The organism is Endobacter medicaginis (assembly GCF_014192375.1).
Lineage (GTDB): Bacteria > Pseudomonadota > Alphaproteobacteria > Acetobacterales > Acetobacteraceae > Endobacter > Endobacter medicaginis.
This window is the reverse complement of sequence record NZ_JACHXV010000001.1, coordinates 189,696-214,164: the sequence shown is the minus strand read 5'-3', so window position 1 is coordinate 214,164 and position 24,469 is coordinate 189,696. Positions and strand designations below refer to the sequence as shown.

Genomic DNA, 24,469 nt, shown 5'->3' with positions numbered 1-24,469 from the left:
GTTCACGGCACGTTGGACCGCGTCGGTCAGGAGGACGGAGATGTCGACACAGGCGGCGTTCGAAACTCGGTCGCAGGCCCGGCGCGTCCCGGGACGGAACTGGCCACGCCTGGCCGCGGTGCCGCTGGCGGCGCTGCTGCTCGCCGGCTGCGTGGCCGAGCCCTATCCGGCGCAGCCGGTGGCCTATGCGCCTGCCTACGGACAGGCCCAGCCGGTCTACGGCCAACCCCAGTTCGCCCCCCAGTATGCCCAGCCCGTCTACGCGCAGGAGGCCGACCCGTCCTATGACGGCTATTACGCCTACCCGCCCCAGACACCCACGGTGGTCACCGACGGCGTCACCTATGTCGACGACACGCCGGTGATCCTCGCCGGCGGCGCGCTGGTCGCCCTCGCCTTCAGCAGTGCCTATGGCGGCTGGGGCTACTGGGGACCCAGCCATCACTGGTATCCCGCACCGGGCTATATCGGCGATCGGCTCGGCCACCGCTTCCCCGGCGGCCGCGGCCTGCCGCCGCCGCATCGCGGCGGCTGGGGTGGCGGCTGGGGCGGCGGACGCCCATACGGCGGACCGCCGCCGAGCGGCTGGAACGCGGGACATCCGGGAGGACCGCCGCAAGGCGGCTGGAACGGCGGGCGCCCGGGCGGTGCTCCGCAGGGCGGCGGTTTCGCCGGCCGGCCGCCGGGGCCACCGCAAGGCGGATGGAATGGCGGACGCCCGGGCGGCGGCCCTCCGCAAGGTGGCGGGTTCGCCGGCCGGCCCGGACCGGCACCGCAGATGCAGTTCCGTGGACCGCCCGGCGGCGGCGAACATCGCGGACCGCCGCCGCGCGACGACCACCGCCCGCCACACTGAGCGCCCCGGCGCGGCGACCCGCGCAGCGCCGCCCTCCCACGGAGGCGTGACTCGTCGGAGGCGTCGTGGACACTTCGCCCTCCGGATGCAACTGCTCGTCCGGAGAGACGCTTGAACGGACGTCAGCTCAACACGGAACAGGGAGAAACCCAGTGTCCATTTTCGGTTCGATCGTCGACAAGATCGTTCAGGCCGCGAGCAGCATCATCCCCGGCGCGCACGCCGCCGAGCCGACCGCCGCCGGGTCACCGCCAGCCGCCTCCGCCACTGCCCCCGCGGGTGGTACGCCGAGCCTGCAGACGGTCGATGTCGGCGCGGTCCTCGGCAAGCTCGCCGAGCAGAAGGGGGGCGGGCTGAACTGGCAGACCTCGATCGTCGACCTGCTCAAGCTGCTCGACCTCGATTCCAGCCTTGATGCGCGCAAGAAGCTCGCCGAGGAGCTCAACGTGCATGCCGGCGCCGACGGCACCGCCGAACAGAACATCGCGCTGCACAAGGCCGTGGTCGCCAAGCTGGCAGAGAACGGCGGCAAGTGGCCCGGCGCCTGAGCCTGAGGCCGCCGACCGGGCGGTGAGTGCGAAGGCCGGCCCGGTGACGGGCCGGCCCTTTTTCATCGAGGTGCCGGGCGTGGACACAGCGTGATCGTCGCATCGCACAGCGTGAGCGGCAGCGGACGGTGCGAGACGATGATCGCGCCCTGTCCGCTGCGCTCGAGATGCGCGCCAAGACCCGCGACCACGCAGGCCTCGGTCGCGGCGTCCAGCCCCTCGGTCGGCTCGTCCAGCAGCAGCCAGGGCGCAGGCCGCAGCAGGGCACGGGCCAGGCCCAGCCGGCGCGCCTCGCCGCTCGACAGGCGCAGGCCGCCCTCGCCGGACCCCTGCCCGGCGAGCCAGGTATCGAGGCCCAGGCGCATCGCCCGCACCCGCGCACCGAGGGCCACCGCGTCAAGCGCGTCCATCAGGGTCGCGTCATCCGCCATCGGCGAGGCGAGGCGCAGGTTGTCGCGCACCGTGCCCGACAGCACCGGTGATGCCTGCAATGCCGGCGAGAACAGCCCTCGCGCGGTCGCTGCCGGCAGATCGGCGAGATCGCCGCTCCCCACCGCGATCAGCCCCCGCGGCACCGTCCGCAGACCGAGCATCATCTCGATCAGCGTCGTCTTGCCGACCCCCGATGCGCCCACCAGCCCGACGATCCGGCCAGGCGCCAGACGCTGGCCGGCAATGCTCAGAGCCAGCGCCGGCTGCACCGGTGCGACCGGCGTCACCGCGTCGCGACGCAGCAGCGTGTCGAGCCGGGCGATCGCGGCGCGCAGCGGCCCGCGTCGTTCGAGTCCGGCCACCGGCGCACAGGCGGCCTCCGAGGTGGCGAGCCCGGCAAGCGCGGCCAGCGCCGCATGGGCGGGACCGGCATCGGCGGCGAGCGACAGCGCCGTCAGGGCGCACGCGATCCCACCCACCGCCTGGAGTGCGGCAAAGACCCCGGCCTGACGGGCGATGCGTTGCTGCAGCGCCACCACGCGCTCCGCCTGCACGGCGAGATCGGCGGCGACCCTCGCCTCCAGCCCGTAGGCCCGCAGTTCGGCCGCCGCGCGGCAGACATGCAGCGTGGTGGCCCGCAACCGGCCGTGTGCCGCGGGCAGATCGGCATGCAGCCGCGCCCGCCGGCGTGACAGCAGCAGTGCGAGCGCGAGTTCGGCCGCCACCAGCGCGAGGACCGACGCGATCGCCGGCCCACCGGCGGCGAGGCCGAGCGCGGCCAGGCCGGCGACGACACCCCCGCAGGCGGCGGGCCAGGCGAGGCGGCGCACCAGATGATCGCCGAGCTCGCCGACATCCTCCACCAGCCGCGATGCGGTCTCACCTGGATCAAGGCCGAGTGCGACGCTCGCCGGCGCGCCGGCGAGGCGGGTGAAGATCGCCGGGCGCAGCCGCGGGAGGCTGCGAAAGGCGGCGTCGTGCCCGGCCAGCCGTTCGCCATAGCGGCCGGCGGTGCGGGTGATCGCGGCCAGCCGGATCGCCGCACTCGGCAGCAGGGTATTGAACGCGATCGCCGCGACCGGCCCCGCCGCACCGGCCACCGCGCAGGCGGCGAGGAACCAGCCCGACAGGCCGAGCAGCGCGGTGCCGGCAGCCGCCGTCAGCGCGCCGAGCCCGACCGCGAGGGCGGCGCGAGGGGTATCGGGCCGCGTCATCTGGCGCAGCACTGCGCGCAGGCCGACCGGCTCGGCATTGGCAATGTTCATGACCGCGGCTCCAGGGTAACCACGGCATCGGCCAGCGCGGCCAGCTCGGCGTCGTGGGTGGCGATCAGCACGCTCGCCCGGCGGCTGCGGATCACCCCGGCCAGCACATCGCGCAAGGCCAAGGCGGACGCGGCGTCGAGATGTGCGGTCGGTTCGTCGAGGACGAGCAGCGGTGCCGCGCGCAGCAGCGCGCGCACCAGCCCGATGCGGCGTCGCTCACCGCCCGACAGGCCGGAGCCGCGATGATCGAGAATCAGATCGAGCGCCCCGGGCCGGCCCAGCACGGCGTCCAGCCCTGCGACGCGGGCGACATCGAGGATTCGGCCATCGGACGCATCGGGTGCGGCCAGGGCGAGATTGGCCCGCAGCGTGTCCTCGACCAGCAGCGGATCGGACCCCATCCAGGCGAGCGAGGCCGCCAGAGACGCACCGGGTTCGAGCACGGTCCCGTCGATCTCGATGCGTCCGTCATGCACGCCCGGCAGGCCGACCAGCAGGCCGAGAGCGGTGCTCTTGCCGCTGCCGCTGGGGCCCAGCAGGGCGAGGCTGCCGCCGGGCGGTAGCGTGAAGTCCAGCCCGGCAAGCGCGGGACGCGGCTCGCCCGGATAGCGGACGCCCACCGAACGAAACCGCAGATGCGGCGGCGCGCACAGGTGCGGGCCCGACAGGGCCGGCGCGGGCGGGCCCGCATCGCGGCCGGGTTCGGTCGCGTCCATGCAGGCGGCGGCGGTCATCGCCTGCTGGCGGTCGTGATAGGCGGCGGCAAGGCGGCGCATCGGCGCATACACCTCCGGCGCGAGCGCAAGCACGAACAGCGCACGGGCCAGATCGAGCCGCTCGGGGGCGGCGAACGGCAGCAGGTGCAGCAGGCTGAAGCCGCAATAGGCCGCGACCAGGGCCACCGACAGGGCGGCGAAGAACTCCAGCCCCGCCGAGGAGATGAAGGCGATGCGCAGCACGGCCATGGTGCGCCCGCGTAGCGCGTCCGCCGCCAGCCCCAGCCGCCGGGTCTCGTGCGGCACCGCACCGAAGCCGAGCAGCAGCGGCAGGTTGGCGATGCGGTCGGCAAACAGGTTCGACAGCCTCGCCATCGACTGGAACTGCCGCCGCGTCTCGGCGGCGGCGGCGGAGCCGGCGAGGATCATCAGCAGCACGAACGGCAGCAGGGTGGCCAGTTCGATGCCGGCCGCCACCGGGCTTGCGCAGGCGGTGGCGGCGAGGGCGGCGAGCTGGGCGAGGCCGGCGACACGGCGCGCCGGCAGGAAGCGCGCGATGTAGCCGTCAAGCGATTCGACGCCGGTGGTCAGCACGGCGACGGGATCGGTGCCGCGCGCGCCCTGTTCGACCGCCGTTGCGAGCGGCCGGCCGCGCAGCAGGCGGTCGACCAGGGCGGCGCGCAGCGTGGTCTTGACCGATCGCGCCGCCTGGGCCCCGAGCCGCGCCGACCAGACCGCCGCCGCCCCCCGCAGCGCGCAGGCAGCGAGGCCGAGCAGCAGCGCACCGCGCAGATGCGGCGCGCATGTCACGCCCAGCGCCAGCGCGGCCGCGAACGCGATCGCGCCGGCGCTGTCGAGGCCGCCGGCGACGAGCTGCGCCGCAGCGCTCGACCGGGGCACCACCCGGGTCAGCCGGTTCAGCCACAGCGCTGCCGCCCGGTCGCCGGTCGCCGACCCGTCCACGTCCGCCTGCGCCGGACGGGACACGGGCGGACGACGCGGCAGGGCGGGACGCGACGCCGGTCTGGTGAGGAGGCGGATCATGCCCGCAGGCTCGCACCGTCGCGATGGGGTCGCCTTGATCCACATCAAGGCCGCGACAGGCCCCGAGGTCCATATCTGCTCCACGACTGCCTGCCCGCGCAGGCCGCCATCCTGCTGAGGCCGCATCCCATGGACCCATCAATCGCCGATCTCTCGCGCGTGCAGTTCGCGCTGACCGCGCTGTATCATTTCCTGTTCGTCCCGCTGACGCTGGGCCTGAGCTTCATGCTGGTGCTGATGGAAAGCATCTACGTGATGACCGGCCGCGAGGTGTGGCGCACCGTCACCCGGTTCTGGGCCAAGCTGTTCGGAATCAACTTCGTGCTCGGTGTGGCCACCGGCCTGACCATGGAGTTCGAATTCGGTACCAACTGGTCGTATTTCTCGACCTATGCCGGCGACATCTTCGGCGCGCCGCTGGCGATCGAGGGCCTGATGGCCTTCTTCCTCGAGGCCACCATGGTCGGGCTGATGTTCTTCGGCTGGAACCGACTGTCGAAGGTCGGGCATCTGGCGGTGACCTTCCTCACCGCGCTCGGCACCAATCTCTCTGCGCTGTGGATCCTGATCGCCAACGGCTGGATGCAGAATCCGGTCGGCGCGGTGTTCAACCCGGCCACCATGCGCATGGAGGTGCATGATTTCGGCGCCGTGCTGTTCAACCCGGTCGCGCAGGCGAAATTCGTCCACACGGTGAGTGCGGGCTATGTGATCGCCTCGGTATTCGTCCTCGGCGTGTCGGCGTTCTACATGCTGCGCGGGCGCTTCATGCCGATCGCCCGCCGCTCGATGGCGGTGGCCGCCGCCTTCGGGCTGCTGAGCTCGCTGTCGGTGGTCGTGCTCGGCGACGAGAGCGGCTACACGCTGACCGACAACCAGAAAATGAAGCTCGCCGCCATCGAGGCGGCCTGGACCACCGCACCAGCCCCGGCCGGGATCACGGTGATCGGATTTCCGGACGTCGCCGACCGCACCACGCATTTCCGGATCGAGGTCCCTTGGGTGCTCGGCCTGATCGCCACCCGCAGCATCGACAAGACCGTCACGGGCATCTCCGAACTGGTGGCGACCGCCGAGACACGCATCGAAAGCGGGCTGATCGCGTATCGCGCGCTCGAGATCCTGAAGAAGACGCCCGACGACGTCGCGGCCCACGCCACCTTCGCCGAGCATGCACATGATCTCGGCTACGCGCTCCTGCTCAAACGCACCATGGCCGATCCCACCATCGCGACACCGGCCCAGATCCGTGCGGCGGCATGGTCGACGGTTCCGGATGTGCCCGTCCTGTTCTGGGCCTTCCGTCTGATGGCGGCCCTGGGCTTCTGCTTCATCGCACTGTTCGCCACCGCCTTCGTGCTCGTCACCCTGCGCCGCGAGAACACGCGCTGGTTCCTGCGCTGCGCGCTGTGCGCGCTGCCGCTGCCCTGGGTTGCGGCGGAACTGGGCTGGCTGGTGGCGGAATATGGCCGCCAGCCCTGGGCGATCGATGGCGTGCTGCCGACCGGGCTGGGCGCGTCGACGCTCAGCCACGCCCAGATCGTCACAACCATCATCGGCTTCACCGCGATCTACGGCACCATGGCTGTGATCGAGGTCGGTCTGATGATCCGTTCGATCAAGCACGGCCCCTACGAGCATCTCGACATCGCACCCGAGCCGGGCGACCTGCCCGCCACCCCGGTCACGGCCTGAGGCAAAGGTCAAATCCCATGCACATGCTTTTCGAATACACCACACTGAGGCTGATCTGGTGGTCGCTGCTTGGCGTGCTGCTCATCGGCTTCGCGCTCACCGACGGCTGGGATCTCGGTATCGGCGCCCTGCTGCCCTTCGTTGCGCGCAATGACGTCGAGCGGCGTATGGCGATCAACGTCGCCGCCCCGACCTGGGAGGGCAACCAGGTCTGGTTCATCCTCGGCGGCGGCGCGATCTTCGCCGCCTGGCCGCTGGTCTATGCGGCCAGCTTCTCGGGGTTCTATCTCGCGATGTTCCTCGTGCTGGCTGCCCTCATCCTGCGCCCGGTCGGGTTCAAGTATCGTTCCAAACGCCCCGAGGCCCGCTGGCGCTCGGCGTGGGATCTAGGGCTGTTCGTCGGCGGGTTCGTGCCCTCGCTGGTGTTCGGCGTCGCCGTCGGCAATGTGCTGCGCGGTGTGCCGATCCGGCTCGATGGCGACCTGCGGCTGTTCTACGAGGGCTCGCTGTGGGGGCTGTTCACGCCGTTGCCGCTGCTGTGCGGGCTGCTGTCGGTATCGATGATGGTCCTGCACGGCGCGAGCTATCTCGGTATTCGCCTCGCCGCGAGCGCCGTGCGCGAGCGTGCGCGCCTCGCCGGCAGCGTCGCGGCGCTGGCGGTGATCGTGCTGTTCGCGGCCGGCGGCGTCCTGGTCGCCTGGGGCGGCTTCGGCTACGCGGTCACGACGATGCCGCCGGCAGACGGGCCGTCCAACCCGCTATGGGCGACGACCGTGCCGCAGAGCGGCGCGTGGCTCGACAATTTCGTCGCCCACCCGTGGATGATGATCGCCCCCGCACTCGGGTTTCTCGGCGCAGCACTCGCTTTCGTCGGGCTTCGTACGCGTCACGAGCTGGCCAGCCTCGGCGGATCGTCGATGGCGAGCGCGGGGATCATCGCCACGGTCGGACTGTCGATGTTCCCGGTGATCCTGCCGAGTTCGGTCGATCCGCATTCGAGTCTGCTGGTGTGGAACGCCTCGTCGAGCCAGCACACGCTCGGCATCATGCTCGTCTGCACGGTGATCTTCCTGCCGGTCGTGCTGGCCTACACCGCCTGGGTGTATCGGGTGATGTGGGGCCGGGTGACGACGGCCGAGATCTCGACCAATCCCGATCTCTACTGATCCAGACGCGAAAAGGGACCAACACGATGTGGTATTTCACCTGGATGCTTGGCCTTGGCTGCGCATTGCTGTTCGGGGTTCTGAACGGGATGTGGTACGAATACAGGCTCGGCGCCGCCGATGACGACGCCCAGCTCGATCTGATCAGACATTGAGCCATATCAAGGATTTTTTCTGACCGGCGGGGTCTTCTTCGAGCATCGACAACGCTTCGAAGAAGACCCAATTCCATGATGCGCAAGACACTGATCGCCCCGATGCTGCTGGGGCTCGCACTCGCCGCACCGGCAGCCCAGGCCGGTGATTTCATCAATCTCGGCGATGCCTTCGTCCCGGCCCATGCCGGCATGTTCGAGGTCCGTCTACGCGCCGTCGGCGTGCTCACCCAGGACAATGGCAGCTCGGTCAGCGCGATCGGCGGCAAGGTCGAGACGACCAACCAGGTCATCCCCGAACTCGATTTCTCCTACTTCATCGTTGACAACCTCGCCGTCGAGCTGATCGCCGGTGCGTCGCGCCACAATATCGCGGCCAGCGGCACGGCGCTGGGCCATGTCGATGTCGGCTCGACCTGGGTGCTGCCGCCGACGCTGACGCTGCAATATCACTTCGCGCCGCACAGCCGCATCGATCCCTATGTCGGCGCCGGCATGACGGCGGCGTTCTTCTTCGCCACCAAGGCCGCGGGCGGCGCGGTGACGTCGGTGGGGCTGAAGAACACGCTCTCGCCCGCCTTCCAGCTCGGCGCCGACATCGCGCTCGGCGGACACTGGGTGGCCAATGTCGACGTCAAGCAGACGCTGATCCAGACCACCGCCAAGATCGACGGCGGCGCGCTGCATGCCCATACCCATCTCGACCCGACGCTGGTGGGCGTAGGGATCGGCTACCGCTTCTGAGGGGACCGATGACGATGGGGCCGGCGGGCAACAGGAGCGAATGCGGGCGGTTGATCGACCGGCTCGCCTATGCCGAGGCGCATCTGGCCCCGTTCGCCTTCTGGACGTTCGCCGACCTCCTGCCGCCGTCGCTGGCGCGTGCGGCGCACAGGCAGTGTCTCCCCCCTTGCGCGACCGTGGCACAACTCGCCGCCGCGCATGACGGCACGCGGGCGGGGGGAATGGCGCGGCGGCGGTTCATCGATCCGACCCTGCGCGGCCGGGTGCGCGAGATGGATCGTCTGGCTGGGTTGTTCCAGCACCCTGCCACGGTGGCCGCGATCGAGGCACTGACCGGCGCGGCGCTGTCGGGCTGTCTGCTGCGCTGCGAGCTGTGCTGCGACGGGCCGGGGTTCTGGCTCGCGCCGCACACCGATATCGGCGACAAGGCACTCACCCTGCTGGTGTATCTCTCCGAGGGCGAGGAGGCCGCAGACTGGGGGACCGACCTGTTCGACGGTCCCGAGCGGTGGTTCGCGCGACCACCGGCGCCGTTCGGCAGCGCGCTGATGTTCGTCCCCTCGCCCGTGAGCTGGCACGGCTACAGCCTGCGGCGGATGAACGACTGGCGGCGCACGCTGATCGTCAACTATGTTCGCCCGGGCTGGCGCAACCGCGACGAGCTCGCCTACGGGATTGCGGTTTGACAGTGGTTTTGCTTGCTACTGCCACGCGAGATCGCCATATCCAGTTCGGTTGGTCCGCGGCGGGGGAGAAAGAGGCGATGACGACGCTGACGCCTGCGGCGCTGTCCGGCCTCACGCGCTGCCTGCATTGCGGCGTACGCGCCGACAGCGTCTGTGGCGTGCTGTCGAACGAGGAGCTCGCGTCGCTCGCAGCGATCGCCGAGGTGCAGTCGGTGCCGCGCGGACAGGCCTTCATCGAGGAGCAGTCCCCGGCCTCGGCATTCTTCAATATTTCCGGCGGCACCGCAAAGCTTACCCGCACCCTGCCCGACGGGCGCCAGCAGATCACCGGCTTCGTGCGCAGCGGCGACTTTCTCGGCCTGGCTGCTACCGAAAGCTTCGCCTTCGGTGCCGAGGCGATCGAACCGCTGGGCATCTGCCGCTTCCCGCGCCGACGGCTGGAAGCCTTGCTGTCGCGCATGCCGCATCTGGAGCATCGCCTGCTGCAGGTGGCCTGCCGCGACCTCGCCCGCGCACAGTCGGCGATGCTGTTGCTGGGCCGCAAGACCGCCACCGAGCGCGTGGCGAGTTTCCTGCGCGACTGGGCGGCCGATCATCGCCCCGGCGTTGAGATCGCCCTGCCGATGACCCGCGGCGAGATCGCCGACTATCTCGGCCTGACGATCGAGACCGTCAGCCGCATCCTCAGCCGGCTGCGTCGCGAGGGCGTGATCGACACGCGGGGCAACCACACCCTGATCGTACGTCAGGCTAGGTCACTGGCGATGCTGGCAGGCGATGAGGAAGACGACGCGCTCGTGTGTTCGCACAGACAGGCGGCTTCTCGCTGAGACCGCTTACCGGACCAGTGCGCGCGGCGTCATCAGTGCGCGCAACTTCGTCCACGGCACCAGGCTGTTGGCGGGATTGCAGACACGGCAGCCTATGGAGGACGATCCGAGCGAGATCTCGATCCCGTCCGTACGGAGAAACCACGTCTCCGGGTCGCCGGACAGCCGACGTAGTCCGGTGAGTGAACTTTCGGAGTCCGGCACCCAGCCTTCGGCTTCGATCGCCCTCACGGCGATGTCCGACAAGGGGCGCGGCCAGTCCGCGGTGACGGCAAACAGATCGGATGGAACCATGGCACGGAGGTCGGGGTCCATGACCATATTGCTGACCCGATAGGTCCACTGCCAGTGTATCATGTCGGCATCGTGAAACGCGTCCACCCAACGCAGACTGATCAGCCGGGGCGTAGCAAGGCCGATCTCTCCGAAAACGTCGTCCTGCATGTCCACCTTGTCGACCGACGGCCCAGTCTGGTGCATCTGCTCGATAACATTCCGGTTCCACCCTTGCTGCGCGGCGCTGCCCGGCGCGTCGATCTGCGGGATGGAGACATGACGGGTCGAGAAATGCGCGGCCACATCCGACCCGGTAACCAGCCTCGCGGCGTAGCGATCGATCCGGACGATCATGTAGGGCCCGGAACGACCGATACAGGCCAGGTCGCGCAGCCTGTCATGGGTCGCCTCGATGAGACATTGCGCCTGCGCCTTGGGCGCGCCGGGCACGACGCCCTGCGGAGCCTCGAAGCCGCAGATTCGGTCGGAATAGGTGAACCACGCCCGTTCGGAGGCGCGCAGCAGCTTCATACCCGCCGGGCTGAGCAGGACGAGCTTCGCTGCGTAGGTCGCCTGCAGCTGCTGGTCGAGCGTCGAAAGCTCGGCCGTCCCGCAGATCAGATACTCACGCGGCGAGGTGGCCTTGGCACAGTCGAAGCTCGCAGCCTGTGCCGACGCGATCGCCGGCTCACCGAGGAGCGCTGCCAAGCAGAGACCCCCGAGCCAGCGCGGCACACCATGCGCCGTCAGATCGCTGCCTCGGCGAAGATCCGCCGCACATCACCACCCCAGTCGCCGTGGTACCGCGCCAGCCAGTGCTGGGCCTGGTTCGGACCGCCGGCAACAATCTCGTGCAGCGGGGCCAGCAGCGGACGTTCGTCGGCGATGCCGGCAGCCGCGCGGGCGGCAAGGCCATCCTCGGCGATGGCGAGCATGGACCGGGCGAGATCACGGGCAGTCACGCCCCCGGTGAGCTGCGCACCGAGCCCCTCTTCCGGGACCGCGAGGCGCAGGCGCGGATAGTCCGACCAGCGATGTTCGCGCACCAGCGCCTCGGCGGCGGCCAGCGCGGCGTCGTCGTAGAGCAGGCCGACCCAGAGCGCGGACTGTGCCAGCATCATCGCCGGAGAGCCGGCATCGGCCCCCCGCATCTCGAGGAAGTGCTTGAGCCGCACATCGGTGAACACGGTGGTCAGGTGGTCGGCGAAATCGCCGATCGTCGGCGCGATGCCGCGCAGCGCCTCGTGGCTGCGGCCGGAGCGCCCGGCTCGCATCCAGTCGCGGAACGAGGCGCCGGCGACGTCGATCAGCCGTCCGTCGCGGGCGGCGAAATACATCGGCACGTCGAGCACCCACTCGACATAACGCTCGAAGCCGAACCCGTCCTCGAAGAACAGCGCCGGCATCCCCGAGCGCGCATTGTCGACATCGGTCCAGACCTGGGCGCGGTTCGACAGCAGCCCGTTCGGCCGTCCCTCGTAGAACGGCGAGTTGGCGAACAGCGCGGTCGCCACCGGCTGCAGGGCCAGAGACACCCGCATCTTGCGCGCCATGTCGGCTTCGGAGGCATAGTCGAGATTGACCTGCACGGTGCAGGTACGCAGCATCATGTCCGCCCCGCGCGTGCCGACCAGGGGCATGTAGCGCCACATGATCGCGTAGCGCGATTTCGGCATCATCGGCATCTGTGCGCGCGTTGCCGCGGGATGGAAGCCGAGCGGGGCGAAGCCGATGCCGAGCGGATCGGCCACCGCGCGGGTGGCGGCGAAATGCCGTGTCATCTCGCGGCCGGTCTCGTGCAGGTCGACCAGCGGCGCACCCGACAGCTCGAACTGCCCGCCCGGCTCCAGCGAGATCGATGCACCCGGCTGCTCGCCGCCGGCCAGCCCCTTGAGCCCGATCAGCGACCCCTGATCGGCGATCGGGCCCCAGCCGCCACGCGCCTCGAACCCGTCGAGCACGGCATGGATCCCGCCGGCGCGTTCGGTGCCGGGCGCATAGGGCGGGGAGGCGTCGTCGCTGCGATAGAAGCCGAACTTCTCGTGCTCGGTGCCGATCCGCCAGCGCTCGCGCGGCTTGCAGCCCTCGGCGAGATAGGTGGCGAGTTGCGCAGTCGAGACGATCGGGGTGGCGTCTTCGTCACCGGGGTTCGACATGCGCATCCAATCGAGGCGAGGCAAGGAAGTGAAGCCGGGCGAGCCCGGCGGCGACCGCCGTCTCGGCGCGCAGGATGCGCGGTCCGAGCGACACAGGCGTAACAAAGGGGCGCCGGGCGAGAAGTTCAAGCTCCTCGGGCGCGAACCCGCCCTCCGGCCCGACCAGCAACGCGGTCTCGCCAGGCGCGGCATCGGCACCGGACGCCTGCGGATCGCGCTCGATCGCGGCGAACAGATGTCGCCCGCCGGCCATTTCTTCCCAGCCACCGAGCAGCTCTGCCAGCGTGCGCACAGGCTCGATGGGCGGCACGGTGAGGCGCTCGCACTGCTCGGCCGCCTCGGTGGCGATCGCCGCCAGCCGGGCAGGATTGGTATGCCCCGCATTGGTCCGCCGCGTGGTGACCGGCAGCAGCCGCTCCGCCCCGAGCTCGGTCGCCAGCCGCACCACCAGATCGGTCGCGTCGCGCTTGAGCAGGCCGAACACGAGCCACGGCCCCGGCTCGGCATGCGGTGCGACCACCCGTTCCTCCAGCGCCACCGTGCAGCGCTGCTTGCGCAGGGTCGAGATGCGCGCGAGCCACTCACCGTCCTGCCCGTTGAACAGTCGCGCGCCATCGCCCGGGCTGCGACGCAGCACGGTGCCGAGATAACGCGCCTGCCCCTCGTCGAGCTCGACCTCGACGCCCGGAGCCAGACACTGCGGGCAATGAAGCCTGGGCAGATCCTGCATCGTGGCGCGGTATGCGGCCCGCGGCCCAGCCTGACAAGGCTGCGGGCTTGCATTTCGTTGCTCTTCGCAACCAGCCGCTGCCGGCCGGAAACGCAGGCTCGGGAGCGACCTCGATGATGTACGGCGTGATTTCGGACGGTGCCTCGGTCACCGACCGGATCCTGATCGGCCTCGTGCCGGCCCTGTGTGCCGTGTCCTTCTATCGGCTGGGCGAAGCCTATGGTTTCGCATCCTATTGGGCAGTGCTCGTGGCCGCCCTCGCCGGATGTGTGGCCGGCTTCCTGGCCGACCTGCTCGGACGCTGGCGCAGGTCGCAGCCCCCCGACCCGGCCTGACGACCATGCGCTCTGGCGCCGGGACGGGCTGCGGTTCATCCTGAGCGACATGCCCAGCGCCGCCCTGCACACCGACATCGCTTCCAGCGGCTGGATCGCCCGCCTGCCGCCGAAAGCCCGAGCCTATGCACAGCTCATGCGGCTGGACCGGCCGGTCGGCATCTGGCTGCTGTTCCTGCCCGGATTGTGCGGCATCCTGCTCCCCGCCGGGCCGTCCTGGCGGCAGCGCGCGGTTCTCGCCGCCCTCTTTGCCATCGGCTCGGTGGTGATGCGCGGCGCCGGCTGCGTGGTCAACGACATGTGGGACCGCGACATCGACGCCCAGGTGGCGCGGACCGCCGGCCGCCCGCTCGCCTCAGGCCGGCTGCAGATGCGCGAGGCCGCCATCCTGCTCGCCGTCCTGCTCGCGCTCGGCCTCGCCATCCTGCTCATGCTGAACCCCCTGTGCTGGGCGCTGGGCGTGTTTTCCCTGTTCCTGGTCGGGCTCTACCCGCTCGCCAAGCGCGTCACCTGGTGGCCGCAACTGGTGATGGGCTTCACTTTCGGCTTCGGCGCCCCGATGGGCTACGCCGCGAGCGCCGGACGCATCGACGCCGCCGCCCTCGCCCTCTACGCCGCCACCATCGCCTGGCAGCTCGGCTACGACACCATCTACGGCTTTCAGGACATGGAAGACGACGCGCTGATCGGCGTGAAATCCACCTCCCGGCTGTTCGCCCACGCCCCCCGCCGCTTCGTCGGCGCCTGCTACGCCGCCGCCATCGCCGCCTTCGCCCTGGCCGGTTGGTGCGCCGGCCTCGGCATCTGGTTCTGGCTCGTCCTTCTCCTGCCGACCGCAGGCCTCGCCCTCCAGGCCGCCCGCGTTGACCCCCGCAATGCCCCGCTTTGCCTGCGCCTGTTCCGCCGCAACCGCGAGGTTGGCCTCCTACTCGCCGTGGCGATCGGCCTCGGGCGGGTGTGAGAGTCGCAGGGGGCGCCGCCCCCTGCACCCCCGGCAAAGGGCTCAGCCCTTTGCGATCCCCCTTTTCACGTAAAATCCGAGGTGCAGGAGGCCGAGCCTCCTGCCAGGGGGTGCGGGGGACAGCGTCCCCCGCGGGCACTCACGCCGCCCGGGCCGAGCGCTGGGCGTCGAGGAAGTCGATCACGTCGTGCAGGCTGGGCACCACGCGGTGGGCAAGGCCGCGGATCTCGTCGGTGGGATCGAGCAGGTCGGGGACCATGATGACGCGCATGCCGGCCGCATGGGCGGCGCGGATGCCGTTGAAGCTGTCTTCCAGCACCAGGCAGTGGGCGGGGGCGATGCCGAGCTTCTTCGCTGCGGTCAGGAACGGGTCGGGATTGGGCTTGCCGCGGGTGACGTCGTCGCGGGTGACGATGTGCTCGAAGCGCTGGGCGATGCCCATCAGGCCGAGATGGTGATCGGTGCGCGCGCGGGATGACGAGGTGGCGATGGCGCGGCGGATGCCTTGGGCGTCGAGCCAGTCGAGCAGCTCGAGCACGCCGCGCTTGAGCTGCATGCGGCCGGCATCGACGAGGCGGCGGAGATGGATTTCCTGCAGCTCGAAATAGCGTTCGAGGGGGAAATCGGCCCCGTAGCGTTCGACGACGAGTTCGCGGCAGCGATCGGCCGGTGCGCCGATCATCAGGTGGCAGAACGAGCGGGGCATGTCGTAGCCGAGTTCGGCGCCGGCACTGACCAGCGCATCCATGGCCAGCGTCTCGGTATCGAGGATCAGGCCGTCCATGTCGAAGATGACGGCGTCAATCGTGGACATCGTGGGCTTCCTTGGTCGATTTCAGGCAGCGGCCGCTTCGGCGACCAGGTCGCGCACGTCGCGTTCGTGCAGAGCGCGCAGGGCGGCACCCAGTTCGGCGACGACGCGGCCGTGGTTGGGCAAAGGCGGGCCGAATACCTCCTCCATGTCGAGGAAGGCGCTGGCCTGGGCGTCGAAATTCTCGCCGATCCGCTCGCACAGGGCACGGAAATCGGCCGCCTGGGGGTCATTGAGGCGAACTTCGGTGCCGGAGGTGTCGCGCAGGGCGAACCAGCGGATCCAGGCGGCGAGACCGAGCGTGGTGCAGCGCACGTCGCGGCCGGCGAGCAGGTTCTCGCGCATCGGCGCCATCAGGCGGGTGGCGAGCTTGACCGAGCCGTTGCGCCCGATCCGGTCTACCTCGTGGCGGATGGCGGGGTTGTGCAGACGGTGCAGCAATTCGCCCACATAGCCGCCGAGTTCGGATTCCGAGAGCGACAGCGTCGCCCCCTGCTCGCGCAGCATGAAGCGTTCGATGAAGCGATGGAAGTCGGGGTCGTCGACGGTGTCGGCGATGGTGGGCAGGCCGGCGAGCGCGCCGAGATAGGCGAGCAGCATGTGGCTACCGTTGAGCAGGCGCAGCTTGGCCTGCTCGAAGGGAGCCACATCGGTCACGAACTGCGCGCCGGCCGCCTCCCAGGCCGGGCGCGGACCGTCGAACGCCTCGATCACCCATTGCAGGAAGGGTTCGCAGGAGACGGGCGCGAGGTCGCGCAGGCCGGCCAGACGGGCGGCATCCTCGATGTCGGCGTCGCCGGGCACCGGCACGATGCGGTCCACCATGGTTTCGGGGAACTGCACGTTCGCGGCGATCCAGCCCGACAGGCCGTCGGAATGGGGGATCAGGTCGGCGAAATCCATCACTGCCTGGCGCAGGGTGCGGCCGTTGGCGGCGAGGTTGTCGCAGGACAGGATCACCGGTGGGGTGCCACCGAGACGACGCTTCTCGGCGAGGCCGGCGGCGAGGATGCCGACCGGGGTCTGCGGCTGGGCGGGGGTGTCGAGGTCGGCGCGGATCGCGGCGTGATCGGCCTGCAGGCGGCCGGTCGAGGGCTCCAGCAGATAGCCGTCGGCGGTCACGGTCAGGGTGACGATTCGGGTGCGCTCGTCGGCGAGACGGGCCGGCAGGCCGATCGCATCGGACGGTGCGTGGACGATCTCGGCCAGGCTGCCGACGATCTCGGCCTTCGTGCCGGTCTCGTCGCGGCGCATCAGCGTATAGAGCCCATCCTGCGGCCAGAGCAGGTCGGGGGTAGTGCGACGGCGCAGGGCGGCGGACGCGATGCCCCAGCGCAGGCCGCCCGCGCCCTCGGCCTCGATGGCGCGCTGGGTGGCCCAGGCCTGGTGGCCGCGGTGGAAGGCGCCACAGCCGAGATGCAGGATCGACGGCACCAGCGCAGCGGGATCATAACCCGGGCGGCGGATATCGGCGTGAGCCGCATCGAGCGTATCGCGGGTCAGCCGCGTGAGGGTTTTTCCCGCCATGCGGTCATGATCCAAAGGGTGCAGTGTGTCGCTCACGTGCGGGCTCTCCCGTGTTTCGTCTTGCCTTTCATACGGCCCGGGCGGCGTTGGTCCGGGCGCGGACGGGCTGCCGGGATGGCCGGCCCGGCTGGCCGCTCCCCTGTATCCGCACATCAGAGCGGGGTTTTGGTGCGGCGCAGCAAATACGTAACGGATCATAGAAGCACACGTCGCCCATGGCGAGTAAAAAACCCTCGAAGATGGTCCGGTATTGCAATGAAACTCCATCCGTCCGCCATTCTGGCAGCGAACCCGCGTCAGCAGATGGGAGCCACGTAGTCACGCAGAAAACGGGCGGTCCTTGCAGGATCACCAATTCTGCACGGCAACGATTCGATCCGATCGGTTGTGCTTCCGCGAGCGCGGACCGCGCCCACGTGACCTGTCCCCATACAGCCCTGCATCATGCGCAACGCTGGTGGCCAGCCCGGTCGACCTGACCGCGCCGGCTCACGGGGCCGGTGGTGGCGTGAGATTGCAGAGCCGGTGGAACTCACCGTACCGCCGTCGGGGCCTGTCACGCTGCCCGTACGGGTGCAGCTTCCCCGTCGCAACTCGTCTGGGCGTCGTGCTGCCAGGTCTTGCCGCGCCGCCGGCGACGGAGCCGGAAGATCGCACCTGTCGCTGCGCTAGCTCGAGCGCGCCCAGCCGGGTTCCGCGGGAACGAGCCGGTCGAGGAAGGACGCGGCGGAGCGGCGCAGCGCCTCTCGCTGCGCCGGGGCCATGCGGTCCCAGCCGGCATAGATGTTGCGCATGCGCGCATTGGCGCGGAAGCGGGCCTCGTGGCGGGCGAGGAAATCCCAGTACAGCGCGTTGAACGGGCAAGCGCGCTCGCCGGTGCGCTGCTTCACGTCATAGGCGCAGCCGCGGCAGTAATCCGACATGCGATCGATATAGGCGCCCGACGAGACATAGGGTTTCGACGCGATCGCGCCGCCATCGGCGAATTGGCTCATGCCGATCACATTGGGCAGTTCCACCCACTCATAGGCATCGGCATAGACGACGAGAAACCAGTCCGAGATGGCCGCCGGGTCGACGCCGACGAGCAGGGCGAAATTGCCCAGCACCATCAGCCGCTGGATGTGGTGCGCGTAGGCGAGATCGCGGGTCTGGGCGATGCTTTCGGCGAGGCAGCGCAGGTCGGTCTCGCCGGTCCAGTAGAATTCAGGCAGCGGACGGGAGGCGCCGAGTTCGTTGCGGGTGGCGAATTCGGGCATGTCGCGCCAGTACATGCCGCGGATGTATTCGCGCCAGCCGATGATCTGGCGGATGAAGCCCTCGGCGGCGTTGAGCGGAGCCGTGCCGCCGCGCCAGGCAGCCTCGGCGGCACGGCAGACTTCCAGCGGGTCGAGCAGGCCAAGATTGATGGCCGGCGCGAGCCAGGAATGGAACAGCAGCGGCTCGCCGGCCAGCATCGCGTCCTGATAGTCGCCGAAACGCGGCAGGGCATGGTCGATGAAGTGATCGAGCGCGATCAGCGCCTGCTCGCGGGTCACCGGCAGGTCGAATCCGTCGAGCGTGCCGAAATGACCGGCGAATTCATGATCCACCAGATCGAGCACCTCTCGCGTATGGGCGTCGGTGGTGAAGCCGAGCGCTGGCGGCGGGGCGAGACCGCGCGCGGGCGGCTTGCGGTTGTCGTGGTCGTAGTTCCAGGCGCCACCTGCGGGGGCGCCGTCCTCGTCGACCAGCAGGCCGGTGCGCACGCGCATCTCACGGTAGAAGAACTCCATGCGCAGCGAGCGCCGGCCCTCGGCCCAGCGGGAGAAGGCGTCGCGCGAGCAGATGAAGCGGTCGTCCTCGAGCAGGTGCAGGGGGATGCCCGCGGCCTCGCCCCAGCCGGACTGGTCGAGACGAAGGCGGTATTCGCCGGCCTCGACGGCGACGATCTCAGTGGCACGGTAACGGCCGGCGGCGCGCACCACCTCGCCGCGCAAGGTGTGGGTGTTGGCGGGGTCGTCGAGGCGGACATGGTCGACGGTCCAGCCGCAGGCGCGCAGCCTCAGCGAGAAATGTCGCATGGCCGACAGCACCAGCGCGATCTTGCGCTTGTGGTGGCGGACATAGGTGCATTCGGCGCGCACCTCGGCCAGCAGCACGACACAGGCACCCGGATCGCGGCCGCGCAGCGAGGCGAGGCCCTCGCTGAGCTGGTCGCCGAGGATCGGCAGCACGGTGATCGTCGGGGTGGCGGCCATCGCGCCGCGAACGGCGCGGCTCGGGGCCGGGTTGCACGCAGGGGGGCTCTGGCACATCGTTGCGGTGTCAGCGCGGAGAGTGGGGATGCATCCGGTCGAGATCCTTGAGATGGTGATCGCGATGTTCGTGGCCATCCTCGCGCTGAGCTGGGTGGCCGAGCGGCTGCGGCTGCCGCCATCGGTCGCGCTGCTGTGCGGCGGCAGCGGGCTGGCGTTCCTGCCGGGCATGCCGACGATGCATCTCGACCCCGACCTGGTGCTCGCCCTGTTCCTGCCGCCGCTGCTCGCCGACGGGGCGTGGAGCGCGGCGATCCTGCATTTCAGGCAGCATTTCATCGGCATCCTGTCGCTGGCGGTCGGGGCGGTGCTGTTCACCACCTTCGTGGTGGCGGTGGTGGCGCACTGGATGGTGCCGTCGCTGCCCTGGGCGGCGTGTGCTGCGCTAGGGGCGATCGTGTCGCCACCGGATGCGGTGTCGGCGCGCGCGGTGCTGAGCCGGGTGCGGCTGCCGCGGCGGCTGTCGACGCTGCTGGAGGGCGAGAGCATGCTCAATGACGCCTCCGGGCTGGTGCTGTTCCGCTTCGCGGTGGTGGCGGCGACCGGCGGGACGTTCAGCCTCGGTGCGGGCCTGGAGAAATTCGCGGTGCTGGCGATCGGCGGCGCGGCGGTGGGCGGGGCGATCGGCTGGGCCTGGGCGTGGGTGATGCGTCGCGTCCTCGAGGACGACATCGTCATCACCTCGGCGTGTCTGGTGTGCTGGATCAGCTACTTCATCGGCGAGAAGCTGGGCGTGTCGGGGGTGATCGCCACGGTCGCGGCAGGCATGGTACTGGGCTGGTCGCAGCATTCGGTGATGCGGGCCTCGACGCGGATCCGCGGGGTGGCGTTCTGGCGGACGATGATCTTCCTGCTGGAGGCGACGGTGTTCATGCTGATCGGCTTCTCGCTGCGCGCCGTGCTGGAACGCGTCGGCGGGTTCGGTGTGGTCTGGCACCAGATGAGCGGCTTCGTGCTGGCGATCGTGCTGGCGATGACGCTGGCGCGGTTCGTGTGGGTGTATGGATCGGATGCGGTGGTGCGCCTGCTGCGCGCCGTGGGTGTGCGGCGCTATCCGCCGCTGGGCGGGGCGGAGGCGCTCGTGCTGAGCTGGGCCGGGATGCGCGGCGTGGTGTCGCTGGCGGTCGCCCTCACCCTGCCGGAGACGATGCCGGGGCGCGACATCATGCTGGTGGCGGCCTTCGGGGTGATCGTGGCGACGGTGGTGCTGCAGGGGATGACACTGGGACTGGCGATCCGCTGCACCGGGCTGCGGCCGCCGGCCTCGGATCGCATGCCGCTGACGCTGAGCGAGGCGGAAGTGGTGCTGGCCGAGGCGCAGCTCGAAGCCGTGCGCCGCGCCGCCTACGGCGAGGATGGCGCACTGATCCACCCGCGGCTGCTCGATCAGTATGAGCGCCGGGCGAGTGTCACCGCGACCTATGCCGCCCACGAGGACGAGCATCACGGCAATCTGGTGGCGCATTTCGACGTGGTTCTGGCGGCGACCCGGGCCGGTCGCGAGGCGCTGCTGCGCCTGTATCGCACACACCGCATCGACAGCGAGATGATGGCCGATCTCGAACACGATCTCGACCTGGAGGAACTCGGCGCAGTCGCGGCCAAGGGGCAGCACCCGGCCGCATGAGGAGGCAAGCGACCATGAATTGTTTCACGTGCAACAATCTGCGCGCCGGGCTCGCGGCGCTGACACTGCTTTTCGCGAGCGGCGCGACGGCACGCGCCGCCAGCCCGGGCGACACGACGCTGTCGGCCTTCTACGCCGCCCCGGCCGCCCTGCCGGACGCGCCCGGCCGGATGCTGCGCAGCGAGGCGCTGCCGCCAGCACTGCATCTGGGGCAGGCAGGGCAGCAGCTGCGCATCCTGTACAGCTCCACCGACGGGGTCAGCGGTCACGGCATCGTCGCCGTCTCGGGAGCGATCTTCCTGCCTATGGGCGAGCCGCCGAAAGGTGGCTGGAAGGTGGTGGCCTGGGCACACGGCACCGTGGGCATCGCCGATGCCTGCGCCCCATCCTGGGCTGGGCGCAGCCAGCGCGACATCGACTATCTGAACGCCTGGCTGTCGCAGGGTTACGCGATCGTGGCAACGGATTATCAGGGGCTCGGCACCGCCGGCACGCACCCCTACATCCAGACCCGCCCGGCGGCCTATTCGGTGCTGGACGCGGTGCGCGCCGCGCTGGCCGCGCCGCTGCATCTCGCCAATGACGTGGTGGTGATCGGCCAGAGCCAGGGCGGCGGGGCTGCGTTCGCGACCGGCGCCTTCCAGCCGCAATACGCCCCCGACCTCCATCTGCGCGGCGTGGTGGCGACCGGCACGCCCTATATCAGCCCACACAGCATCAAGGGCGCGCTGGCGGCCGATCCCGACCATGTCGATCCGACCATCGCCTATCTGCTGTATCTGCTGGAGACGGCGCAGGATCCGACGCTGGCGCAGTCGGCGATCGCACCCGACGCGCAGGCGATCGCGGCGCAGACCGCCAAGGTCTGTCTGCATGCCACCGAGCAGGCCATCGAGACCGACCGGCTGACACGCCGCAAGGCCTTCGATCCCAAGGCGATGGCGGCCGCCCTGCCCGCCCTGCTGTCGCCGCTCGAATACCCGACCCTGAAGCTGGCCATGCCGGTTTTCCTCGGCACCGGCGGCAAGGACCACGACGTGCCGACACCGGGACAGATCCTGCTGGCGAAGGACGCGTGCGCGGCCGGCAGCGACGTGGTGTTCCATCTCTATCCCGCGCAGGACCATTCGGGGACGGTGATGACCTCGTTGCCGGATTCGACGCCGTTCGTGCGGGCGGTGCTGGCCGGAGAGCGGCCGGCCTCGAACTGTGCGACGCTGCCGCAGTGAGCCCATGGCGGGCCCTGCTGGTGACGGCACTGTTGCTCGTGCGTCCGGCACAGGCGGCAGACGATCCGCTCCCCCGCTGGCACGCGCAAGCCGCTCGCGTGACGATCACGCGTGATGAGTGGGGTATCGCGCATGTGCATGGGCACAGCGATGCCGATGCGGTGTTCGGGCTGATCTATGCGCAGGCCGAGGATGATTTCCACCGCATCGAGGTCAATCTGCTCACCGCCCTCGGACGTACCGCCGAGGCCTCCGGCGAAGGTGCGATCTGGGCCGATCTGCGACAGCGCCTGTATCTCGATCCTGACGATCTGAGGCGGCAATATGCCACAAGTCCGGGCTGGCTGCGGGGGTTGATGCAAGCCTGGGCAGACGGGCTGAACTTCTATCTCGCCACGCACCCGGACGTGCGGCCGCAGGTGCTGACACGGTTCGAACCGTGGATGTCGCTGAGCTTCACCGAGGGCAGCATCGGCGGTGACATCGAACAGATCCCGCTTGATGGCGTCAGGGCCTTCTACGACCGCCACGAGCCGCCACCGCCCGCGCCACCACCCCCGCCACGCGAGCCGGGCGGCTCCAACGGCATCGTGATCGCACCGCGCCTGACAGCGGACGGGCATGCGCTGCTGCTGATCAATCCGCATACCAGCTTCTATTTCCGTTCCGAAGCGCAGATGAACTCGGATACGGGCCTCGACGTGTATGGCGCCAGCACCTGGGGACAATTCTTCATCTACCAGGGCTTCAATGCTCATGCAGGCTGGATGCACACCTCGTCGACGGTCGACAACATCGACGAGTTCTCCGAGACCATCGTCGATCGCGGCGGACGGTTCGCCTATCGCTACGGCGATCGGCTGCGTGAGCTGCGCGCGCGACAGGTGCGGCTGGCGTTCCGTCGCGACGATGGCGGGGTGGGGCATCGCGACTTCACCGTCTACGCCACGCATCACGGGCCGATCACCCGTGCCGAGTCCGGGCACTGGATCGCCACCGCGCTGATGAACCGCCCGGTCGCGGCGCTGGAGCAGTCATGGCTGCGCACCAAAGCGCGCGGGCTGGACGAATTCATGAAGATCGCCGAGCTGCGCGCCAACTCCTCGAACGATACGCTGTTCGCCGACGATCGCGGCGAGATCGCCTTCCTGATGCCGCAGTTCATGCCGGTGCGCGACGACCGCTTCGACTACACCCGTCCTGTTGATGGCGCCGACCCGGCCACCGACTGGCGCGGGCTGCACAGCATCGTCAGCCTGCCGAACGTCATCGCGCCGAAGACCGGCTGGGCGCACAACACCAATGACTGGCCCTGGGACGCCGCCGGCGTCGACAGCCCGAAAGCGCGCGACTATCCACGCTACATGGACCAGTCGGGCGCCAACCCGCGCGGCGCGCATGCCGATCTTCTGCTTCGGGGAAAGAGCGGCTGGACACTGGAGAAGCTGCGCGACGCGGCGTTCGATTCTTACCTGCCCGGCTTTGCCATGCTGGTCCCGAAGCTGGTCGCCGACTGGTCGGCCCTGGCCGCCGGCGACCCGCGCCGGACCAGGCTCGCCGAACCGATCGCGCTGCTGCGGGACTGGGACGATCGCTGGAGCACCGAATCGGAGGCGACTTCGCTCGCGGTCGTCTGGGGCGAGCGTCTGTGGGAACAGATCGGCCCGCAGGCCAGGGCGGCGCATCTCAGTGTCGCCGACTACATCGATCGCCATGTCGCGCCGCAGGCCCGCCTCGACGCCCTGTCGGCGGCGGTGGACCGGCTGACGGCGGATTTTGGCGACTGGCGGGTGAAGTGGCGCGAGATCAACCGCTTCCAGCGTCTCGACGATTCGATCGTGCCGCATTTCGACGATGCGAAGCCCTCGGTGCCGGTGCCGTTCGTCTCCGCCCAATGGGGTAGCCTCGCCTCGTTCGGCGCGAAGCGCTGGCCGGGGACCAAGCGTTGGTATGGCACCAGCGGCAACAGCTTCGTCGCCATCGTCGAGTTCGGCCCGAAGGTGCGCGCGAAGGCGGTGATGGCCGGCGGACAGAGCGGCGATCCCGCCTCGCCGCATTTCGCCGACCAGATCGGCGCCTACGCCAACGGCGCACTCCGCGACATCGATTTCGAGCCCGGCGACATCAGCCGCCACGCGGTCTCGGTCTACCATCCCGGCTAGCAGGCTGCTGGAAACTAGACGGGTCGGCCGAGCGGCGCCTTACCGCGCATCATTCGTCCGCGCCTCGCCACGAGGTCACAACATCGCAGCGTCGGTGTGTCCTTTCCTGCACGGAAATTCGCTCGTTCGTCTCAGAGGCCGAGCGCCACCTGCCGGGCGCCGTGGCGGCCGCGCGCAATGGACAGGCTTGTTCACGTGTTTGTGCGTTGCAACAAAATCAG

Annotated in this window: 21 protein-coding genes; 13 read left to right on the top strand and 8 right to left on the bottom strand. The window is 69.7% G+C overall.

The features are described from left to right. The first annotated feature begins 40 nt into the window (after positions 1 to 40). Both FHR90_RS01005 and FHR90_RS01000 read left to right on the top strand, forming a co-directional pair. Entirely contained in the window at positions 41 to 856 is an 816-nt protein-coding gene (locus tag FHR90_RS01005; protein ID WP_183274601.1) for a hypothetical protein, read from the top strand. A gap of 152 nt (positions 857 to 1,008) precedes the next feature. After that, on the top strand, positions 1,009 to 1,404 hold the full coding sequence (locus tag FHR90_RS01000) for a DUF3597 domain-containing protein (RefSeq protein ID WP_176627057.1): 396 nt from the start codon (positions 1,009 to 1,011) through the stop codon (positions 1,402 to 1,404). A gap of 62 nt (positions 1,405 to 1,466) precedes the next feature. Here the strand turns inward: FHR90_RS01000 and FHR90_RS00995 are convergent, their stop codons facing one another. Continuing rightward, entirely contained in the window at positions 1,467 to 3,101 is a 1,635-nt protein-coding gene (locus FHR90_RS00995) for an ATP-binding cassette domain-containing protein (RefSeq protein ID WP_183274600.1), read from the bottom strand. Continuing rightward, on the bottom strand, positions 3,098 to 4,861 hold the full coding sequence (locus FHR90_RS00990) for an ABC transporter ATP-binding protein/permease (protein WP_183274599.1): 1,764 nt from the start codon (positions 4,859 to 4,861) through the stop codon (positions 3,098 to 3,100). The genes FHR90_RS00995 and FHR90_RS00990 overlap by 4 nt, the downstream gene beginning before the upstream one ends. Positions 4,862 to 4,990: 129 nt before the next feature. Here FHR90_RS00990 and FHR90_RS00985 point away from each other — a divergent pair, with 129 nt between their 5' ends. The 6 genes from FHR90_RS00985 (at position 4,991) to FHR90_RS00960 (ending at position 10,137) form a co-directional block, all read left to right on the top strand. Then, entirely contained in the window at positions 4,991 to 6,556 is a 1,566-nt protein-coding gene (locus FHR90_RS00985; protein ID WP_176625941.1) for a cytochrome ubiquinol oxidase subunit I, read from the top strand. Between the two features lie 17 nt (positions 6,557 to 6,573). Next, positions 6,574 to 7,722 carry a cytochrome d ubiquinol oxidase subunit II gene (gene cydB / locus FHR90_RS00980; RefSeq protein ID WP_183274598.1) on the top strand — a complete coding sequence of 383 codons (1,149 nt, stop codon included), beginning with the start codon at positions 6,574 to 6,576 and terminating at the stop codon, positions 7,720 to 7,722. A 26-nt stretch (positions 7,723 to 7,748) separates the two neighbouring features. Further along, positions 7,749 to 7,877 (top strand): cytochrome bd-I oxidase subunit CydX, encoded by a 129-nt coding sequence (gene cydX / locus FHR90_RS00975; RefSeq protein ID WP_176621772.1) that lies wholly within the window; start codon positions 7,749 to 7,751, stop codon positions 7,875 to 7,877. Between the two features lie 75 nt (positions 7,878 to 7,952). Next, positions 7,953 to 8,621 (top strand): OmpW/AlkL family protein, encoded by a 669-nt coding sequence (locus tag FHR90_RS00970; protein ID WP_176621773.1) that lies wholly within the window; start codon positions 7,953 to 7,955, stop codon positions 8,619 to 8,621. Between the two features lie 8 nt (positions 8,622 to 8,629). Then, positions 8,630 to 9,307, top strand: coding sequence for a 2OG-Fe(II) oxygenase (locus FHR90_RS00965; protein WP_176621774.1), 678 nt, complete (start codon positions 8,630 to 8,632; stop codon positions 9,305 to 9,307). Between the two features lie 77 nt (positions 9,308 to 9,384). Further along, complete coding sequence (locus FHR90_RS00960; RefSeq protein WP_176621775.1) at positions 9,385 to 10,137, top strand: Crp/Fnr family transcriptional regulator; 753 nt, start codon at positions 9,385 to 9,387, stop codon at positions 10,135 to 10,137. A 6-nt stretch (positions 10,138 to 10,143) separates the two neighbouring features. Here FHR90_RS00960 and FHR90_RS00955 read toward each other — a convergent pair whose 3' ends face one another. From FHR90_RS00955 to FHR90_RS00945, 3 genes are read right to left on the bottom strand one after another with little or no spacing between them, the layout of a single operon-like run. Further along, positions 10,144 to 11,121: a lysozyme inhibitor LprI family protein gene (locus FHR90_RS00955; protein WP_176621776.1), complete on the bottom strand. Its 978-nt coding sequence runs from the start codon at positions 11,119 to 11,121 to the stop codon at positions 10,144 to 10,146. Positions 11,122 to 11,159: 38 nt separating this feature from the next. Beyond that, a complete protein-coding gene (locus FHR90_RS00950; protein ID WP_176621777.1) occupies positions 11,160 to 12,569 on the bottom strand; it encodes a glutamate--cysteine ligase in 1,410 nt (469 codons plus the stop codon). Continuing rightward, positions 12,553 to 13,299 (bottom strand): 16S rRNA (uracil(1498)-N(3))-methyltransferase, encoded by a 747-nt coding sequence (locus tag FHR90_RS00945; RefSeq protein ID WP_176621778.1) that lies wholly within the window; start codon positions 13,297 to 13,299, stop codon positions 12,553 to 12,555. Before FHR90_RS00945 ends, FHR90_RS00950 begins: the two co-directional genes overlap by 17 nt. A 47-nt stretch (positions 13,300 to 13,346) precedes the next feature. On the opposite strand from FHR90_RS00945, the gene FHR90_RS00940 reads away from it, so the two are divergent. Together FHR90_RS00940 and ubiA are read left to right on the top strand one after the other, a co-directional pair. Further along, complete coding sequence (locus FHR90_RS00940) at positions 13,347 to 13,634, top strand: hypothetical protein (protein WP_176621779.1); 288 nt, start codon at positions 13,347 to 13,349, stop codon at positions 13,632 to 13,634. A 49-nt stretch (positions 13,635 to 13,683) separates the two neighbouring features. Further along, a complete protein-coding gene (ubiA, locus tag FHR90_RS00935; protein ID WP_176621780.1) occupies positions 13,684 to 14,595 on the top strand; it encodes a 4-hydroxybenzoate octaprenyltransferase in 912 nt (303 codons plus the stop codon). A gap of 139 nt (positions 14,596 to 14,734) precedes the next feature. Here ubiA and FHR90_RS00930 read toward each other — a convergent pair whose 3' ends face one another. The 3 genes from FHR90_RS00930 to FHR90_RS00920 all read right to left on the bottom strand — a co-directional run bounded on the left by FHR90_RS00930 (position 14,735) and on the right by FHR90_RS00920 (position 19,173). Next, positions 14,735 to 15,409, bottom strand: coding sequence for an HAD family hydrolase (locus tag FHR90_RS00930; protein WP_176621781.1), 675 nt, complete (start codon positions 15,407 to 15,409; stop codon positions 14,735 to 14,737). Positions 15,410 to 15,430: 21 nt separating this feature from the next. Beyond that, on the bottom strand, positions 15,431 to 16,969 hold the full coding sequence (locus FHR90_RS00925) for a mannitol dehydrogenase family protein (protein WP_266152849.1): 1,539 nt from the start codon (positions 16,967 to 16,969) through the stop codon (positions 15,431 to 15,433). A gap of 632 nt (positions 16,970 to 17,601) precedes the next feature. Continuing rightward, entirely contained in the window at positions 17,602 to 19,173 is a 1,572-nt protein-coding gene (locus FHR90_RS00920) for a cryptochrome/photolyase family protein (protein WP_176621782.1), read from the bottom strand. A gap of 85 nt (positions 19,174 to 19,258) precedes the next feature. Between FHR90_RS00920 and FHR90_RS00915 the strand changes: the two genes are divergently transcribed. Genes FHR90_RS00915 through FHR90_RS00905 form a run of 3 tightly spaced genes read left to right on the top strand, consistent with a single transcriptional unit; the run spans position 19,259 to position 24,248 of the window. Continuing rightward, on the top strand, positions 19,259 to 20,857 hold the full coding sequence (locus tag FHR90_RS00915) for a cation:proton antiporter (RefSeq protein WP_176621783.1): 1,599 nt from the start codon (positions 19,259 to 19,261) through the stop codon (positions 20,855 to 20,857). 14 nt (positions 20,858 to 20,871) lie between these two features. Beyond that, a complete protein-coding gene (locus FHR90_RS00910; protein ID WP_176621784.1) occupies positions 20,872 to 22,086 on the top strand; it encodes a lipase family protein in 1,215 nt (404 codons plus the stop codon). Then, a complete protein-coding gene (locus FHR90_RS00905) occupies positions 22,083 to 24,248 on the top strand; it encodes a penicillin acylase family protein (protein ID WP_176621785.1) in 2,166 nt (721 codons plus the stop codon). Before FHR90_RS00910 ends, FHR90_RS00905 begins: the two co-directional genes overlap by 4 nt. Positions 24,249 to 24,469: the final 221 nt, after the last annotated feature.